The following is a 16,470-nucleotide window of genomic DNA, read 5'->3' on the forward strand; positions in this document are numbered from 1 at the left end:
CATGAACCCTCAACCATTCGCCGCGGCTCCGGCCGACGCGCCCTCACTCGAGTCGTTGCGCGTCGAGCCGTTGCTGACGTCGGCCTTCGACACGGACCCGGCCGGCGTGTACGCGCAACTGCGGCGTATGTACGGTCCGGTGGCGCCGGTCGGTCTCATGGGCGTACCGGTGTGGCTGGTCCTCGACTACCGCGAGGTCCTGGACGTGCTCCGCCAGGAGAGCGTGTGGCGGCGGGACATCCGGTACTGGCGGACGCGTGCTGAGGGGCGGCTGCCTCAGGACTGGCCGCTGCTCGCGGGCTATGAGGTCCGGCAGACGATGTTCATGGACGACGAGGAGCATCTGGCCGCGCGGCAGACGTACCACTCGGCGCTCGGTCCGTTCCAGGACGCTCGTACGCCGCAGGGGTGGGAGCTGCGGTCGGCCGTCGTGTCGTACGCGGACGAACTGGTCGCCATGCTGGCGGCGGAGTCCGGTTCCGCGGGGTTCATGGACCTGGCCGCGCAGTACACCAGGCCCCTGCTGCTGATGGTCACGACCCGGTTGTTCGGTTTCCCCGTCGAACTCGGGGACGAGATGGTCATAGACATGTGGCGGATGCTCGACGGCGGGCCCGACGCGGGGCCCGCCACCGGGCGGGCGCTCGCGGCCATGACCCGGCTGGCCGCGCACCGGCGGGCCGTGCCCGGCGACGACCTCACCTCGTACATGCTCCTCGCCGATCCGTCCCTGTCCGACGAGCAGCTCGGCCGGGAGCTGTTCATGAACGCGGTGTACCTCAACGACATCACCGGCAACATGGTGTGCAACACGCTGCTGGAGGTGCTGCGCGGCAACGCCACCGTCCGGCGGAGCCTGTCGGCCGGGCAGATCGGCGAGACCATCAACCGGGCCGCGCTGGCCAACTCACCCGTGGCCAACATGTGCTTCCGCTTCGCGGCGCGTGATGTGCGCCTCGGCAACTTCTGGATCCGGGCGGGCGACGTGGTCTCGCCGTCCGTGGCGGCGGCCCACCAGGACCTGATGGCGATCGGCTCCAGCCTCGTGGACTCCACGGTGAGCACGCGGGCGCATCTGGGGTGGGGGGCGGGGCCGCACCAGTGCCCCACCGCTGCCCGCGAGCTGGCGGGCACGGTGGTGGCCACGGCCGTGGGCCGCGTCTTCGACCACTTCACCAAGGTCGAACTCACGCTTCCCGCCGACCAGTTGCCCTGGCGCTCGGGGCCGGTGGTGCGGGGCCTGCGGTTGCTCCCCGTCCGCTACGAACTCGGCCCCGGCCATCCCACTACCGGCGATCCCGCTCGCCAGGGTCCGGCGCGCGCTGCCGCGAACGGAGCCCCGCGGCCGGATCCCTCGCACGCCTCCAGGCGCCATGCGAGGGGTCTGCTGCAGGCGTTGCGGCATCTGATGTGGGGCACGCGCAAGGGGGGTTGAGGGGGCGAAACAACCCCTCCTACGCCGGCCGCAGCCACACCGTGGCCAACGGCGGCAATGTAAGCCGGATGCTGGCCGGCCGCCCGTGCCACCCCTGGGCGTCCGGCTTCAGGGGGTCGGGGTTGGTGACGTCGCTGCCGCCGTAGCGGGCGGAGTCCGTGTTCAGCACCTCGTGCCAGGCGGGGATGTCGTCCGGGACTCCCAGCTGGTAGTCGCGCCGGACCACCGGCGAGAAGTGGGACACCGCCAGCAGCGGCGAGCCCGCCGCGTCGAAGCGCAGGAACGCGAAGACGTTGTCCTCCGCCGCGTCCCCCGTGACCCACGAGAACCCGGAGGGATCCGTATCGCACTCCCAGAGCGCCGGAGTCTGCCGGTAGACGGAGTTCAGGCTGCTCACCAGGTCGCGTACGCCCCGGTGGTCCGCCTCCGCGCCGTATGCCGGATCCAGCAGCCACCAGTCCGGCCCGTGGCTCTCCGACCACTCCGTCCCTTGTGCGAACTCCTGCCCCATGAAGAGGAGTTGTTTCCCGGGATGCGCCCACATGAAGCCCAGATACGCACGGTGGTTCGCCCGCTGCTGCCACCAGTCACCCGGCATCTTCGACACCAGCGACCGCTTGCCGTGCACCACTTCGTCGTGCGAGATCGGCAGGACGTAGTTCTCGCTGTACGCGTACACCATCGAGAACGTCATCTCGCCGTGGTGGTACTTCCGGTGCACGGGCTCCTTCGCGACGTAGTCGAGCGAGTCGTGCATCCAGCCCATGTTCCACTTCAGGCCGAAGCCCAGACCACCGAAGCCGCCGGGGCCGATGTGGTGGGTGGCGCGCGTGACGCCGTCCCAGGCGGTGGACTCCTCGGCGATGGTGACGACGCCGGGCTCGCGCCGGTACACCGTCGCGTTCATCTCCTGCAGGAAGGCGACCGCGTCGAGGTTCTCGCGTCCGCCGTGCACGTTCGGGGTCCACTGGCCGGGTTCGCGGGAGTAGTCGAGGTAGAGCATCGAGGCCACGGCATCGACCCGCAGTCCGTCGATGTGGAACTCCTCGCACCAGTACACGGCGTTGGCGACCAGGAAGTTGCGGACCTCCTTGCGGCCGTAGTCGAACTCCAGGGTTCCCCAGTCGGGGTGCGCGGCCCGGAGCGGGTCCTCGTGCTCGTACAGCGGGCGGCCGTCGAACTCGGCCAGCGCCCAGTCGTCGCGCGGGAAGTGCGCGGGCACCCAGTCCATGATCACGCCGATGCCGGCCTGGTGCAGTGAGTCGACGAGGTGCTTGAAGTCGTCGGGGGTGCCGAGGCGGGCGGTGGGTGCGTAGAAGCCGGTGACCTGGTAGCCCCAGGAGCCGCCGAAGGGGTGTTCGGCGACCGGCATCAGCTCGACGTGAGTGAAGCCCAGGTCCAGGACGTAGGCGGGGAGCTGCTCGGCCAGCTGGCGGTACGTCAGCCCGGGGCGCCAGGACGCGAGATGGACCTCGTACACCGACATCGGCGCCTCATGGGCGGGCTTTTCCGCCCGCTGGGACATCCACGCCTCGTCCTGCCACTCGTGGTGCGAGGCGGTCACGACGGAGGACGTCTTGGGCGGAACCTCGGTACGCCGCGCCATCGGATCCGCCCGCTGGGTCCTGGAACCGTCCGGCCGCATGATCTCGAACTTGTACAGCTCGCCCTCGCCGAGCCCCGGCACGAACAGCTCCCACACCCCGGAGGAGCCGAGCGACCGCATCGGATACGCCGTGGCGTCCCAGAAGTTGAACGATCCGGCCAGCCGCACCCCGCGCGCGTTCGGCGCCCAGACCGTGAAGCGGGTGCCGGTCACCCCCTGGTGCTCCATCGGCTGAGCACCGAGCGCCTTCCACAACTGCTCATGGCGCCCCTCACCGAACAGATGCAGATCGAGGTCACCGATGGCGGGCAGGAAACGGTACGCGTCCTCGACCTCCTGGACGCTCCCCTCGTACTCCACCACCAGCCGGTACGCCGGCACCTCCCGCAGCGGCAGCACGGCCGAGAAGAATCCGTCCCCGTCGTCGTGCAGCTCGACCCGCAGCTCCTCCGCGACCACGGTGACGGACCGCGCGTACGGCCGCAGCGCCCGGAAGACCACACCGTCCGGCACCGGATGCGCCCCGAGCACGGAATGCGGATCATGATGGGCCCCGCCCAGCAGCCGCTCCCGTTCACCGCGATCCAGTACGGCCAGGGGGCGCACCTGTGCACCGGGCTCCACCGTGGCCGCCGTCTCGGACGGCCCGGTCGCGGCCTCCGCGGGCCGCGCATCCTCAGCCGGCTGGGGCTCCGGAGTGACACCTGGCTTGGGTACCTCGTTCATGGCCTTGGCCTTCGTACTCTTCGGCTGCTGGGCGGCTGGGTTCGGGCGGGACGTCACAGGTGGGGCCTCCTCGACGGGGTGAGGTGGGGCAGGATCAGGATGCCGCAATGCCACCGGAAAGGCGCTGCACCGCGGCCAACGGTACGGGCAGCCAGTCGGGCCGGTGCCGGGCCTCGTACACGACCTCGTAGATCGCCTTGTCCGTCTCGTACGCACGCAGCAGTACCGGCTCGGAGCGCGGGTCACGGCCGCTGACCTCGGCGTATCCCGTGCAGTACGCGGCCCGGCAGCGATCGGCCCAGTCGGGCACGAGTGGTTCATGGGAGTGCGCCGCGTAGTCGAAGGACCGGAGCATGCCCGCGATGTCCCGCGCGGTCGGCTGGGGCATCCGGCGCTCGGCGAGCGGCTTCGACGGCTCGCCCTCGAAGTCGATCAGCGACCAGTCTCCGGCCGGGTCCTGCAGGCACTGCCCGAGATGCAGATCGCCGTGTATCCGCTGCGCGGTCCAGGTCTCGCCCTCCGCCGCCAGCTCGGTGAGCGCGTCGAAGGCGGACCGCAGCCCTGGTGCGTACGGACGCAGCGCGGGCACCGCCTGGACCGCCGCATCCAGCCGCTCGATCATGCCGTCGACGAGGGTGTCCATCTGGGTGTGGCCCAGCGTGACCGTCGGCAGCGCACGGGCCAGCGCCGTGTGCACCTCGGCGGTGGCCCGACCGAGCGCCCGCGCCTCGCCGGTGAAGTCCTCGCCCTTGGCCAGCTCGCGCAGCGCCAGGTCCCAGCCGTCCGTGGCCCCGCGCACAAAGCGCTGCAGCACACCCAGGACGTACGTGTCGCCGTCCAGGTCCCCGACCATCCAGCCGGCCGGGGCGGGCACCCGCGGGCAGTGCTCGCGGGCCAGCGCCAGCGGCAGCTCCAGATCGGGGTTGACGCCCGGCAGGATCCGGCGCAGCAGCTTCAGAATGAACGTATCTCCATAGATGATCGAGGAATTCGACTGCTCGGCCGTCACCACCCGGGGCACCAGGTCCTCCCGGAGCTCCTGCCGGGTGTCGCGCTCGAAGCGCAGCGCGCCGACCTGCGTCCTCGACCGCAGCGCCTCCAGGAGCAGATCGGCGGCGCGCGGGTCGTGCAGCGCCTCGTACACCGTCCGCCCGGCCAGTGGCCCCTTTTCGGGATGGCCGATCAGCGCGGGCGCCAGCCGTGGCGGGAGCGTCTCGCGCACACCGATCAGCAGCTGGTAGCAGTCGCCGGGATGCGACAGCGCGCCGGGCGCGGCGGAGAGCGGCTGATGGGCCCGTACGAGCAGATGCAGCAGCCCCAGCTTCGCGTTCCACGGCAGCAGCTCGACCGCCGCGACCAGCGAGAAACCGGTCACCGGGCGCCCTTTGCCCGCGAACCACCGCTGCCTCGGCAGCCACTCGCGCAACAGTGGATCGAGGGACGCGAGGAGGCCCTGGCTTGTGGTGACGGGGCTGGTGACGGTTTCCGACATGGCGTCGCGTCCTTTCCCCATTTCGGTTCGCGTCCGGGGCGCACCGGTGGGCGGGGTGTTACTGATGCGTGCCCAGGGCGGGGCGGGGAAAACCGCCCCCGCCTGTCGTTTTTGCGCAGATCCTCGCGCCCCTCGCGGACTCCGATGGCGGAGTCCTCGCGGGGCGCGAGGCCAACTGTCTACGCCCTCTGTTTCTACGCCATGTCCTTGCGAAGGCGGAACCAATAGAAGCCGTGTCCCGCGAGGGTGAGGAGATAGGGCAGGTCACCGATGGCGGGGAAACGGACGCCGCCGATGAGTTCGACGGGGTGGCGGCCGTTGAAGGTCTGCAGGTCGAGTTCGGTGGGCTGGGCGAAGCGGGAGAAGTTGTGCACGCACAGCACCAGGTCGTCCTTGTACTCGCGCAGGAAGGCGATGACGGCCGGGTTGGTGGAGGGCAGTTCGGTGTAGGAGCCCAGGCCGAAGGCGGGGTTCTGCTTGCGGATCTCGATCATGCGGCGGGTCCAGTGCAGCAGCGACGAGGGGCTGCTCATGGAGGCCTCGACGTTGGTGACCTGGTAGCCGTAGACCGGGTCCATGATCGTGGGCAGGTACAGCCGTCCGGGGTCGCAGGAGCTGAAGCCGGCGTTGCGGTCCGGGGTCCACTGCATGGGGGTGCGTACCGCGTCGCGGTCGCCGAGCCAGATGTTGTCGCCCATGCCGATCTCGTCGCCGTAGTACAGGATCGGCGAGCCGGGCAGCGACAGCAGCAGCGCGGTGAACAGTTCGATCTGGTTGCGGTCGTTGTCCAGCAGGGTGGCCAGCCGGCGGCGGATACCGATGTTGGCGCGCATGCGGGGGTCCTTGGCGTATTCGGCCCACATGTAGTCGCGTTCTTCGTCGGTGACCATCTCCAGGGTGAGTTCGTCGTGGTTGCGCAGGAAGATGCCCCACTGGCAGCCGGACGGGATGGCCGGGGTCTTGGCCAGGATCTCGGAGACCGGGTAGCGGGATTCCCGTCGCACCGCCATGAAGATCCGCGGCATGACGGGGAAGTGGAAGGCCATGTGGCATTCGTCGCCGCCGACGCTGTAGTCGCCGAAGTAGTCGACCACGTCCTCGGGCCACTGGTTGGCCTCCGCCAGCACCACCGTGTCCGGGTAGTGCTCGTCGATCTCCTTGCGGACCCGCTTGAGGAACTCGTGGGTCTGCGGGAGGTTCTCGCAGTTGGTGCCCTCCTCCTGGTAGAGGTAGGGCACCGCGTCGAGGCGGAAGCCGTCGATGCCCAGGTCCAGCCAGAACCGCAGCGCGGAGATCATCTCCTCCTGCACGGCCGGGTTCTCGTAGTTGAGGTCCGGCTGGTGGGAGAAGAAGCGGTGCCAGTAGTACTGCTTGCGGACCGGGTCGAAGGTCCAGTTGGAGGCCTCGGTGTCGACGAAGATGATCCGGGCGTCCTGGTACTGCTTGTCGTCGTCGGCCCACACGTAGTAGTCGCCGTAGGGGCCGTCGGGATTGCTCCTCGACTCCTGGAACCACGGGTGCTGGTCGCTGGTGTGGTTCATGACGAAGTCGATGATCACGCGCATGCCCCGCTGATGGGCCGCGTCGACGAATTCGACGAAGTCCGCCAGGTCCCCGAAGTCGGGCAGGACGGCCGTGTAGTCGGAGACGTCGTAGCCGCCGTCGCGCAGGGGCGATTTGAAGAACGGCGGTAGCCACAGGCAGTCGACGCCGAGCCACTGCAGGTAGTCGAGCTTGGCGGTGAGGCCTTTGAGGTCGCCGATGCCGTCGCCGTTGCTGTCCTGGAAGGAGCGGACGAGGACTTCGTAGAACACCGCGCGTTTGAACCAGTCCGGATCGCGGTCCTTGGCGGGGGTGTCTTCGAAGGTGTCCTGAACGGGCTCGTTGACGATCATGGTGTGGGTGACCCTCCGATCGGTGAGGACGGTCGCAGGACCTTGAAGATGTGCGCCGGCTGCCTGCCGGGCTCGAGGCGCACATAGTTGGCCCTGCCCCAGTGGTAGGTGGCGCCGGTGAGCTCGTCGCGCACCGGCACGGTCTCGTGCCAGTCCAGGCCGAGTCGCGGCATGTCCAACGAGACCGTGGCCTCCTGGGTGTGGTGCGGATCCAGGTTGGCCACCACGAGCACGGTGTCCGTCCCCGCCCGTTTGCTGAACACCAGCACCGCCTCCTGGTCCGCCTGGTGGAAATGGAGATCCCGCAGCTGGCGCAGGGCCGGGCTGTTCCGCCGGATCTCGTTGAGCCGGGTGATGAGGGGGGAGATGCTACGGCCCTCCCGCTCGGCCAACTCCCAATCTCGCGGACGGAGTTGGTACTTCTCCGAGTTCAGGTATTCTTCGCTGCCCGGCCGCACCGGGGCGTTCTCACACAGCTCGAACCCGCTGTAGACCCCCCACGTCGGCGACAGCGTGGCGGCCAGCACTGCCCGCACCTCGAACGCCGGCCTGCCGCCGTGCTGCAGATACTCGTGCAGGATGTCCGGGGTGTTCACGAAGAAGTTCGGCCGCATATAGCTCGCTGCCTCGCCGGACAGCTCGGTGAGGTAGTCGGTCAGCTCCTGCTTGGTATTGCGCCAGGTGAAGTACGTGTATGACTGCTGGAAGCCGATCTGGGCCAGGGTGTGCATCATCGGCGGCCTGGTGAACGCCTCCGCAAGGAAGATCACATCCGGGTCGGTGCGGTTGATGTCGGCCAGCACCCGCTCCCAGAAGACGACCGGCTTGGTGTGCGGATTGTCCACCCGGAAGATCCGCACCCCGTGCGCCATCCAGAACCGCAGCACCCGCAGCGTCTCCGCGATCAGGCCGTCCATGTCGGCGTCGAAGGCGATGGGGTAGATGTCCTGGTATTTCTTCGGCGGGTTCTCCGCGTACGCGATGCTGCCGTCCGGGCGGTGGTTGAACCACTGGGGGTGTTTGTCCACCCAGGGGTGGTCCGGGGAGCACTGCAGTGCGAAGTCCAGCGCGATCTCCAGGCCCAGCTCGCCGGCCCGTGCCACGAACGCGTCGAAGTCGTCCAGGGTGCCCAGGTCGGGGTGGACGGCATCGTGGCCGCCGGCCGGGGAGCCGATCGCCCACGGGACGCCCACGTCGTGCGGGCCCGCGTTCAGGGTGTTGTTGGGGCCCTTGCGGAAGGTGCTGCCGATCGGGTGGACGGGCGGCAGGTAGACCACGTCGAAGCCCATCGCGGCGATCGCCGGCAGCCTGCGTGCCGCGGTCTGGAAGGTGCCGCTGACCGTCGGCTTGCCGGTCTCGACGATGGCGCCCTCCGAACGCGGGAAGAACTCGTACCACGAGCCGTACAACGCCCGCTCCCGCTCCACCAACAACGGCAACTGCTCGGAGGACGAGACGAATTCGCGCAGCGGATGGCGGGCGAGGACGTGGTCCACGTCCGGAGTGAGGGCGGCGGCGAGGCGGGCCGCGGCGGGGCGGGCGGTGTCGCGCAGGGCGTCGGCGGCGGCGAGGATCGTGTCACGGCGGCCCCTGCTCTTCGGCACGCCGGCCGCGGCACGCTCGTACAGCAGCGCGCCCTCCTCCAGGACCATCTCCGTGTCCATCCCCGCCGGGATCTTGATCTGCGCGTGATGGCGCCAGGTGGTGACCGGATCGCCCCAGGCCTCCACGGTGTAGGTCCAGCGGCCCTCCTTCGGTACGGAGACGGTGGCGCCCCAGCGGTCCGTACCGGGGACCAGCTCCCGCATGGGGGTCCAGGGCCCGGAGTTGCCCTCCGGGTCCCGCAGTACGACGTTGGCGGCCACCGCGTCGTGGCCCTCCCGGAACACCGTCGCCGAGATCTCGAACGCCTCGCCCGCCACGGCCTTGGCGGGGCGCCGCCCGCACGCGACGAGGGGGCGGACGTCCAGGACGGGGATACGCCCGATGAGGGCGTCGCCGTCCGGTGGCGCGGTCACGGCGTCCGGGGGTTCGGCCGGTGGCGACTCGGGTTTCGGCGCCGCGGTCTTCGCCGGTGTGGCCTTCGCAGCCTTCGTGGGCTTCGCGGCCTTCTTGGTCTTCGCAGCCTTCGCGGTCTTCGAAGGCGTGGCCTTGGCCGCCTTCGCCGGTGTGGCCGCTGCCTTCTTCGCGGCTGAGGCCTTCGCCGTCTTCGCGGGAGCGGCTTTGGCCCTTTTGGCCGTCGGCTGTTCGGGTTTCTCGGCTGCCGCCTGCTGCGGCTGTTCGGCCGTCGCCTGTTCCGGCGGGCCGGCTTTCGCCCCGCGTTCGGGGGGTGTGCTGGTGCTGTGTGTCGGTGGTGATGACGAGTGGTGCGTGGCGGGCATGACCGCTCCTGTCCGCGTCAACGTGGGCGGGCGGATGGGGGTGTGGGGAGGTGGGTCCTGCAGGGCGTACCGGGGAGCCTTCCCACCCTAATCGGGTGGGCAATCCGGCACGTTGTTAACTACTCGCGCGTATCTCCGCACACAAGACCGGCCCCGTCCAGTGATACTCCACGGACGGGGCCGGTCTGTAAACGCGCAACTACTTAGGGGTTGCTGACCTGCAAGAGCTTGTTCGGTGAGCCGAGGCCCGGGTTGGATATCTTCCCGGACGCCGCCTGCGCGACAAGAGCCTTGCTCACGTCGGCGGGACTCGCCGTGGCGTGATCGGCCAGGTAGAGCGCCGCCGCGCCCGCGGTATGGGGCGACGCCATCGACGTACCGGAGAAGGTGGCGTTCGCGGTGTCGCTCGCGTTCGACGCGGAGGTGACGTCCACGCCGGGTGCGAACAGATCGAGCCGACTGCCCCAGTTCGAGAAGCTCGCCCGTGCGTCCGCCGCGTCGCTCGCGCCGACCGTGACCGCCTCCGCGACCCGGGCCGGCGAGTACAGGCTCGCCGGAAGGCCGTCGTTGCCGGCCGCGACCGCGTAGGTGACGCCGGACGCGATGGAGTTGCGGACGGCGGCGTCGAGTTGAGCGTTCGCGAAGCCGCCCAGGCTCATATTGGCCACCGCGGGCTTCTGGGCGTTCTTGGTCACCCAGTCGATGCCCGCGATCACCTGGGCGGTGGTGCCCGAACCTTCGTTGTCGAGTACGCGGACCCCGACGACCTTGGCCTTCTTCGCGACGCCGTACGTCGTGCCGGCGATCGTGCCCGCCACATGCGTGCCGTGGCCCTGGCCGTCCTGCGCGGTGGCGTCGTTGTCGACGAAGTCCCAGCCGGAGCTCGCCCGGCCGCCGAAGTCCTGGTGCGTGGTCCGGATCCCGGTGTCGATGACGTACGCCGTCACCCCCTGGCCCGCGGACTCCGGCCACGTGTAGCTCTTGTCCAGCGGCAGGTTCGGCTGGTCGATGCGGTCGAGGCCCCACGGCGGGTTCTTCTGCTGGTGATCGATGCTGACTCTGGTGTTCTGCGTGACCGAGGCCACACGTGAGTCGGCGGCGAGGCGCTTGGCCTGTTGCTCGTCGACCTTCACCGCATAGCCATTGATCGCGGTGCTGTAGGTGTGGCTGATTTTCGCCCCGTACGTGGCGACGAGATCCTTGCCCGCGTTCGACGGGGCCTTCGTTCCGCCCTTGAGCGTGACGATGTAGCTGTCACTGACGGAGCCGGGGGCGCCGGCGCCGAGTATCTGCCCCAGTGGGGCGGCCTGCGCGGGCAGGGTGGTGGCCGAAAGCACCGCGGCCGTGATGACCGCGGTGAGGCCTCCCGCCCAGGACAGACGCCTTTTGTACGTCACTGCCATGGTGTGAGTTCCCCTCCTCAACTCGGCGTACTCCGACCGCAGTTACGTGCGCCCTGACAGGTGCAGGTCGGATCGCCGTTGGCAGCCTCTCGTGCGGTGTGAAGCCCCACAAGGCCGCAGGGAGTGGCGGAATCGGCCATATCTCGCGTGGTGTACGTGTGAAGGTTGCGGCGATTTCAAGCCGGGTTTTGTGCGGTGTGCTGCCGGGCGGTGACATATGCAACTCCGCCGCAGAGGAGCGCCCCGATAGGGGCGCGGGGAACTGCGCGACCAGCCCCCACCAACCCGCAGACGAAGAACCGCCCAACCCGCGGAGCGAACCGCGCCGTGGTTGCCGGAGGCAGTCGCCGCTACCGTCATGGGTGACAAAGGTCGCGCATACGTAAGCGTGTGCGTGCCGCTGCCGCGTATGCCCCCGTGAAGGTGGAAGCTCGTGAAGGCCATCCGCAGGTTCACCGTGCGTCCCGTACTCCCCGAAGCCCTTCACCCGCTCAGCGATCTGGCGCGTAATCTGCGCTGGTCCTGGCATGCCGAGACCCGTGATCTCTTCCAGTCCGTGGATCCCGAGCGCTGGGCCGCCTCCGAATCCGATCCCGTACGCCTTCTGGGGAACGTCTCACCCGGACGGCTCACCGAGCTGGCCGAGGACCGGCGCTTCCTGCGGCGGCTCGCCGCGGCGGCCGACGACCTGAACGACTACGTGACCGGCGACCGCTGGTACCAGTCCCAGGCCCAGTTGTCCGAACTGCCCGCCGCCATCGCCTACTTCTCACCCGAGTTCGGCATCACGGCCGCGCTGCCCCAGTACTCCGGCGGCCTCGGCATCCTCGCCGGGGACCATCTCAAGGCGGCCAGCGATCTCGGCGTACCCCTGATCGGTGTAGGACTGCTCTACCGGCACGGTTACTTCCGGCAGACACTGTCGCGGGACGGCTGGCAGCAGGAGCACTATCCGGTCCTCGACCCGAACGAACTCCCGCTCTCGCTCCTGCGCGAGGAGGACGGCACACCCTCCCAGGTCTCCCTGGCCCTGCCTGGCGAGAAGTCGCTCCATGCCCGCATCTGGCTGGCACAGGTCGGCCGGGTCCCGCTGCTGCTGCTCGACTCGGACGTGGAGGAGAACGATCTCGGCGAGCGGGGCGTGACGGACCGCCTGTACGGGGGCGGCAGCGAGCACCGGCTGCTCCAGGAGATGCTGCTGGGGATCGGCGGGGTGCGTGCGGTGCGTACGTACTGCCGGCTGACCGGGCACGCGCGGCCGGAGGTCTTCCATACGAACGAGGGGCATGCGGGATTCCTCGGTCTTGAACGTATTCACGAACTCTCTTACGAGGACCTGGACTTCGACGCCGCGCTGGAGGCGGTCCGCGCCGGAACCGTCTTCACGACCCACACCCCCGTACCCGCCGGAATCGACCGCTTCGACCGGGAGCTGGTGGCCCGGCACTTCGGCCCGGAAGCGGAGCTCCCGCGGATCGAGGTGGAGCGGATCCTCCAGCTCGGGATGGAGACGTACCCAGGCGGCGAGCCCAACCTCTTCAACATGGCGGTGATGGGCCTGCGGCTCGGCCAGCGGGCCAACGGGGTGTCGTTGCTGCACGGGCACGTCAGCCGGGAGATGTTCTCCGGGCTCTGGCCGGGCTTCGACTCCGACGAGGTGCCGATCACCTCCGTGACGAACGGCGTGCACGCCCCCACCTGGGTGGCGCCCGAGGTCCTCCGGCTCGGCGCCCGCCAGATCGGCGCGCAGCGGATGGAGGACGCCATGACGGTCGGCGCCTCGGACCGCTGGGACGCCGTGGCCGAGATCCCCGACCAGGACATCTGGGAACTGCGCCGGGTACTGCGCGAACAGTTGGTCACAGAGGTACGGGAGCGGCTGAACGCGTCCTGGCGCCAGCGCGGCGCCGGCACCGCCGAACTCGGCTGGATCGACGGCGTACTGGACCCGGACGTACTGACCATCGGCTTCGCGCGCCGCGTCCCGTCCTACAAGCGCCTGACGCTGATGCTGCGCGACCGCGACCGGCTGATGGACATGCTGCTGCATCCCGAGCGGCCGGTGCAGATCGTGGTGGCGGGCAAGGCGCACCCGGCGGACGACGGCGGCAAGCGCCTCATCCAGGAACTGGTGCGCTTCGCGGACGACCCGCGCGTACGCCACCGGATCGTGTTCCTCCCCGACTACGGCATGGCGATGGCCCAGAAGCTCTACCCCGGCTGCGACATCTGGCTCAACAACCCGCTCCGCCCCCTGGAGGCCTGTGGCACATCCGGCATGAAGGCGGCGCTGAACGGCTGTCTGAACCTGTCGGTCCTGGACGGCTGGTGGGACGAATGGTTCCAGCCGGACTTCGGCTGGGCGATCCCCACGGCGGACGGTACGGCGACGGACGACGACCGCCGCGACGACCTGGAGGCCTCGGCGCTGTACGACCTCCTGGAGCAGCGCGTGGCCCCCCGCTTCTACGACCGCGGCCCCGGCGGCCTCCCCGACCGCTGGATCGAGATGGTCCGCCAGACGCTGACGCTGCTGGGCCCGAAGGTCCTGGCGGGCCGCATGGTCCGCGAGTACGTGGAACGCCTCTACGCCCCCGCGGCCCGCGCCCACCGCTCCATGGACACCTCCTCCGCCCGCGAGCTGGCGACCTGGAAGTCCCGCGTCCGCACGGCGTGGCCACGGGTCACGGTCGACCACGTGGAGACATCGGCGGCCACGACGACGGCGGAGCTCGGCACGACCATGTCGCTACGGGTCCGCGTGGGCCTGGGCGACCTGGTCCCCGACGATGTCGAGGTCCAGGCGGTCTCGGGCCGAGTCGACTCGGAGGACCGCATCACCGACGGCACGGCGGTCCCCCTGAAACCGGCGGGCGGCCCGGACCAGGAGGGCCGCTGGCTCTACGAGGGCCCGCTGTCCCTGGACCGCACCGGCCCCTTCGGCTACACGGTCCGCATCCTGCCCACGCACCGACTGCTGGCGTCGAGCGCGGAGTTGGGGCTGGTGGCGGTTCCTTCGGAGGAGTTGGTGGAGGCGGCGGGGGTTCTGCTGCGGTGAACGGGCGCGCTCCGGCTTGTGGTTGAGCGGCCGGCCGGCGTGCCGTGCGGCGTGGCGGCTGACGCTGCGGGACCCAGGTAGGCGGTCCGGGAAATGTGACACTTGCCGGCGTAACTGTCACATTTCCCGGACCAACCGCCTGCCCGGGGATGCTTCGCCGACAGCATTGGGAGTTTCCCGGCCCCTGCGTGCCCTCACTCCCCACTCCACACTGCAATCTCCCCTCCGGGCGTGCAGATCACCCGCCTTCTCTTCGACCCGACAAGTCCCCAGGCCTCATAGTCGTCATCGGGCTGAACAGTCAGTTTCACGCCGCTCTCGAACCCGATCACGAGTTCTCCGGCTTTTCCCACCTCTGCCTCAGAGATAACGTCACGGGCCAGCCGGACGAGATGCGGAGCCACAATGTCCGGGGTACACGGATCGAAAGACACGCGATCCCCGTCCGGGACTTGAAGAACCGCCTCGCCCTCGACGCGCAGCTCACATTCACCGCTGGTCAGGATTGTGAGAGCCGCGTCGAAACAGACGCGGATAACTGCTTCACCCCGAAGGTTCAGTTTCATGTCGACCGCCTGACCGGAAAGTGGATATGTAGTGGATATGCGTCATTAGGATTCAACCGGATATAGGTAGCCGATTTTGAGCAGGATTTCCGTCGAGCCAGATCGGCCGGTCACGATCACATCGGTGACCTCGGGAGCGGGGGCATCCTTGAAGTAGAGTTCCCGCGCCTCGCGCAGGCTTTCCAGAGACTCCTCGATGGTCTTGCCCTGCGAGGTGACCTCGACCTGGACGCAGCGGGCTACGTACCACCCGCCTCGTGGGTAATCGCGGCGGTCAAACGCAGTACATCAGCCGTCATGCCGCCAGCCTGACACGCACCGACCCGGTGGACACCGGCTTTCCCTGCTGTCACCCGCGGCCGTACTCGCGTTGGCCTGGCGGAAGCCGCTCCGACATGGCGTGCGCCCGCCTCAGCTCGCATATGGCGCCTTGCCGTCATGGCGATGCAGGGCCGCCCCGGCTGCACGCGCATCCGCCCCCGTGCGTCTTCGACGCCAACGCGGCCCGCTTCGCCGAGGCAACCTCGCATCTGACCGTCGGCCCGGTCACCGAGGCGATCGTGAGGGCCGGGGTCCGCTGGGAGATCGAGGAGAACAACGAGCTCGCTAATGCTGTGACCGGCATTGTTCACCGGGTCACTGAACTGCGAGCAGTAGTCTCATCGGATGATTGACCACGGATTTTTCGACCGGACCGGACGGCGCGTCACCTTACGGGAGGTGGGCGATGAGAACTGGCGCGCGGTCGCTGACATCGTGCCTCTCGACGAGCAGCGAAGTCATGTCCCCGCGATGGCAGCCCGCTACCTCTTGCTGTCGATGCGTGAGGACAGCTGGAACTCGCTGGCGGTCTACGCAGACGACGCGGCCGTCGGACACGTCATGTGGGGTCTGGACGAGGACGGCTCGCACTGGATCGGGGGAATGCTGATCGATGGCGCCGAGCAGGGCAAGGGCCTCGGCCGCGCCCTTCTGCTGACCATGACGGGCTGGTTGGCGGCGCAGGAGGGCTGCTGGACGATCCGGCTGGCATATCAGCCGGACAACGCCGTTGCCGGACGGCTCTACACATCGCTGGGTTTCGTGCCGACGGGAGCAGTTGATGGTGATGAGGTCATCGCCGAGCTGGCACCAAGCCGGGTCGGTAATCGCTGAGAAGTGACGGGGCGGATCACCGGGCCCGGTCATGCTGCGGCTGAGTGGGGGTGTCCGCCCCAGCGGATGCCTTATTCGGCGACCACGCGGGCGCGGACCGTCTTGCCAATGTGCCGGCGCGGACGCCAGGTGAGTTCCGTGGTCAGCGCTCGCACGATGCCCAGGCCCCGTCCTTGCTCCTCTGCCACCTCCTGTGGTGCCGCCTCGGTGAAGTTCGGGAACTGCGGGACCGGGTCCGAGACCTCGATCAGCAGTGAGCCGTCTGACAAGTGCGTCAGACGTAGCCACAGTTCATGCCCGGGGCACCTGGCGTGGCGTACGGCGTTGGCCACGAGTTCCGATGTGATCAGTACGGCGTCTTCGGTGTCTCCTTCCCAGTTCCAGAGCGTCAGCCGGCGTCGTGTGTGGAGACGAGCCAAGCGCACGGTGGCGGGGAGCATGGGATAGCTCAGGGTCCATTCGTTCTGCGGGGGTGTGGCGGTGGTGGTCGTCGTCGGCTCGGCTGTGCTCATCTCGTGCCCTTCCCGGAGCGCCCTCGTGCACGAGGTGCGCATGATTGAGGTCACCGCAGGTGCGTCAGCAGACACCCTGCGTAGCGGTTCAGGGACAGCGTGACGCCAGAGAGTCGTCTGCAGAACGCGTTTCGCAGAATTCTGCTGACTAGATTTCGCGAAACAACGCCCCTCCCTGGCAGTTGTGTTGGCAGAATCGACGAAGGCTCCGACTCCCTGGGCAAGGCGTGCCGTCGGCGCG

11 protein-coding genes are annotated in these 16,470 nt (G+C 68.9%); 4 read left to right on the forward strand and 7 right to left on the reverse strand.

Annotated elements, in window-relative coordinates:
- Position 1 precedes the first annotated feature (1 nt).
- Positions 2–1,435 (forward strand): cytochrome P450 family protein, encoded by a 1,434-nt coding sequence (locus tag OP79_RS16430; protein WP_033320967.1) that lies wholly within the window; start codon positions 2–4, stop codon positions 1,433–1,435.
- Positions 1,436–1,454: 19 nt separating this feature from the next.
- Here OP79_RS16430 and glgB read toward each other — a convergent pair whose 3' ends face one another.
- The 5 genes from glgB to OP79_RS16455 all read right to left on the reverse strand — a co-directional run bounded on the left by glgB (position 1,455) and on the right by OP79_RS16455 (position 10,938).
- Positions 1,455–3,767, reverse strand: coding sequence for a 1,4-alpha-glucan branching enzyme (gene glgB / locus OP79_RS16435; protein WP_078491843.1), 2,313 nt, complete (start codon positions 3,765–3,767; stop codon positions 1,455–1,457).
- 94 nt (positions 3,768–3,861) lie between these two features.
- The gene (locus OP79_RS16440; protein WP_033320968.1) at positions 3,862–5,259 is read right to left on the reverse strand and encodes a maltokinase N-terminal cap-like domain-containing protein; all 1,398 of its coding nucleotides are present in this window, start codon (positions 5,257–5,259) and stop codon (positions 3,862–3,864) included.
- A 194-nt stretch (positions 5,260–5,453) separates the two neighbouring features.
- On the reverse strand, positions 5,454–7,154 hold the full coding sequence (gene treS / locus OP79_RS16445) for a maltose alpha-D-glucosyltransferase (protein ID WP_033320969.1): 1,701 nt from the start codon (positions 7,152–7,154) through the stop codon (positions 5,454–5,456).
- Complete coding sequence (locus tag OP79_RS16450) at positions 7,151–9,535, reverse strand: alpha-1,4-glucan--maltose-1-phosphate maltosyltransferase (protein WP_033320970.1); 2,385 nt, start codon at positions 9,533–9,535, stop codon at positions 7,151–7,153. Before OP79_RS16450 ends, treS begins: the two co-directional genes overlap by 4 nt.
- Positions 9,536–9,738: 203 nt before the next feature.
- A complete protein-coding gene (locus OP79_RS16455) occupies positions 9,739–10,938 on the reverse strand; it encodes a S8 family peptidase (protein ID WP_033320971.1) in 1,200 nt (399 codons plus the stop codon).
- Between the two features lie 433 nt (positions 10,939–11,371).
- On the opposite strand from OP79_RS16455, the gene glgP reads away from it, so the two are divergent.
- A complete protein-coding gene (gene glgP, locus OP79_RS16460) occupies positions 11,372–13,996 on the forward strand; it encodes an alpha-glucan family phosphorylase (protein WP_033320972.1) in 2,625 nt (874 codons plus the stop codon).
- Positions 13,997–14,190: 194 nt separating this feature from the next.
- On the opposite strand, the gene OP79_RS55275 is transcribed toward glgP, so the two are convergent.
- Positions 14,191–14,562, reverse strand: coding sequence for a DUF6188 family protein (locus tag OP79_RS55275; RefSeq protein ID WP_157857321.1), 372 nt, complete (start codon positions 14,560–14,562; stop codon positions 14,191–14,193).
- Between the two features lie 257 nt (positions 14,563–14,819).
- Here OP79_RS55275 and OP79_RS55280 point away from each other — a divergent pair, with 257 nt between their 5' ends.
- Both OP79_RS55280 and OP79_RS16465 read left to right on the forward strand, forming a co-directional pair.
- The gene (locus OP79_RS55280) at positions 14,820–15,236 is read left to right on the forward strand and encodes a hypothetical protein (RefSeq protein WP_157857322.1); all 417 of its coding nucleotides are present in this window, start codon (positions 14,820–14,822) and stop codon (positions 15,234–15,236) included.
- A complete protein-coding gene (locus OP79_RS16465; RefSeq protein WP_033320973.1) occupies positions 15,229–15,717 on the forward strand; it encodes a GNAT family N-acetyltransferase in 489 nt (162 codons plus the stop codon). The genes OP79_RS55280 and OP79_RS16465 overlap by 8 nt, the downstream gene beginning before the upstream one ends.
- A 71-nt stretch (positions 15,718–15,788) precedes the next feature.
- Here the strand turns inward: OP79_RS16465 and OP79_RS16470 are convergent, their stop codons facing one another.
- Positions 15,789–16,229 carry an ATP-binding protein gene (locus tag OP79_RS16470; RefSeq protein WP_033320974.1) on the reverse strand — a complete coding sequence of 147 codons (441 nt, stop codon included), beginning with the start codon at positions 16,227–16,229 and terminating at the stop codon, positions 15,789–15,791.
- Between the last annotated feature and the right edge of the window lie 241 nt (positions 16,230–16,470).

Origin of the sequence: Streptomyces yerevanensis (genome assembly GCF_000716805.1) — a bacterium.
Classification (GTDB): domain Bacteria; phylum Actinomycetota; class Actinomycetes; order Streptomycetales; family Streptomycetaceae; genus Streptomyces; species Streptomyces flaveus.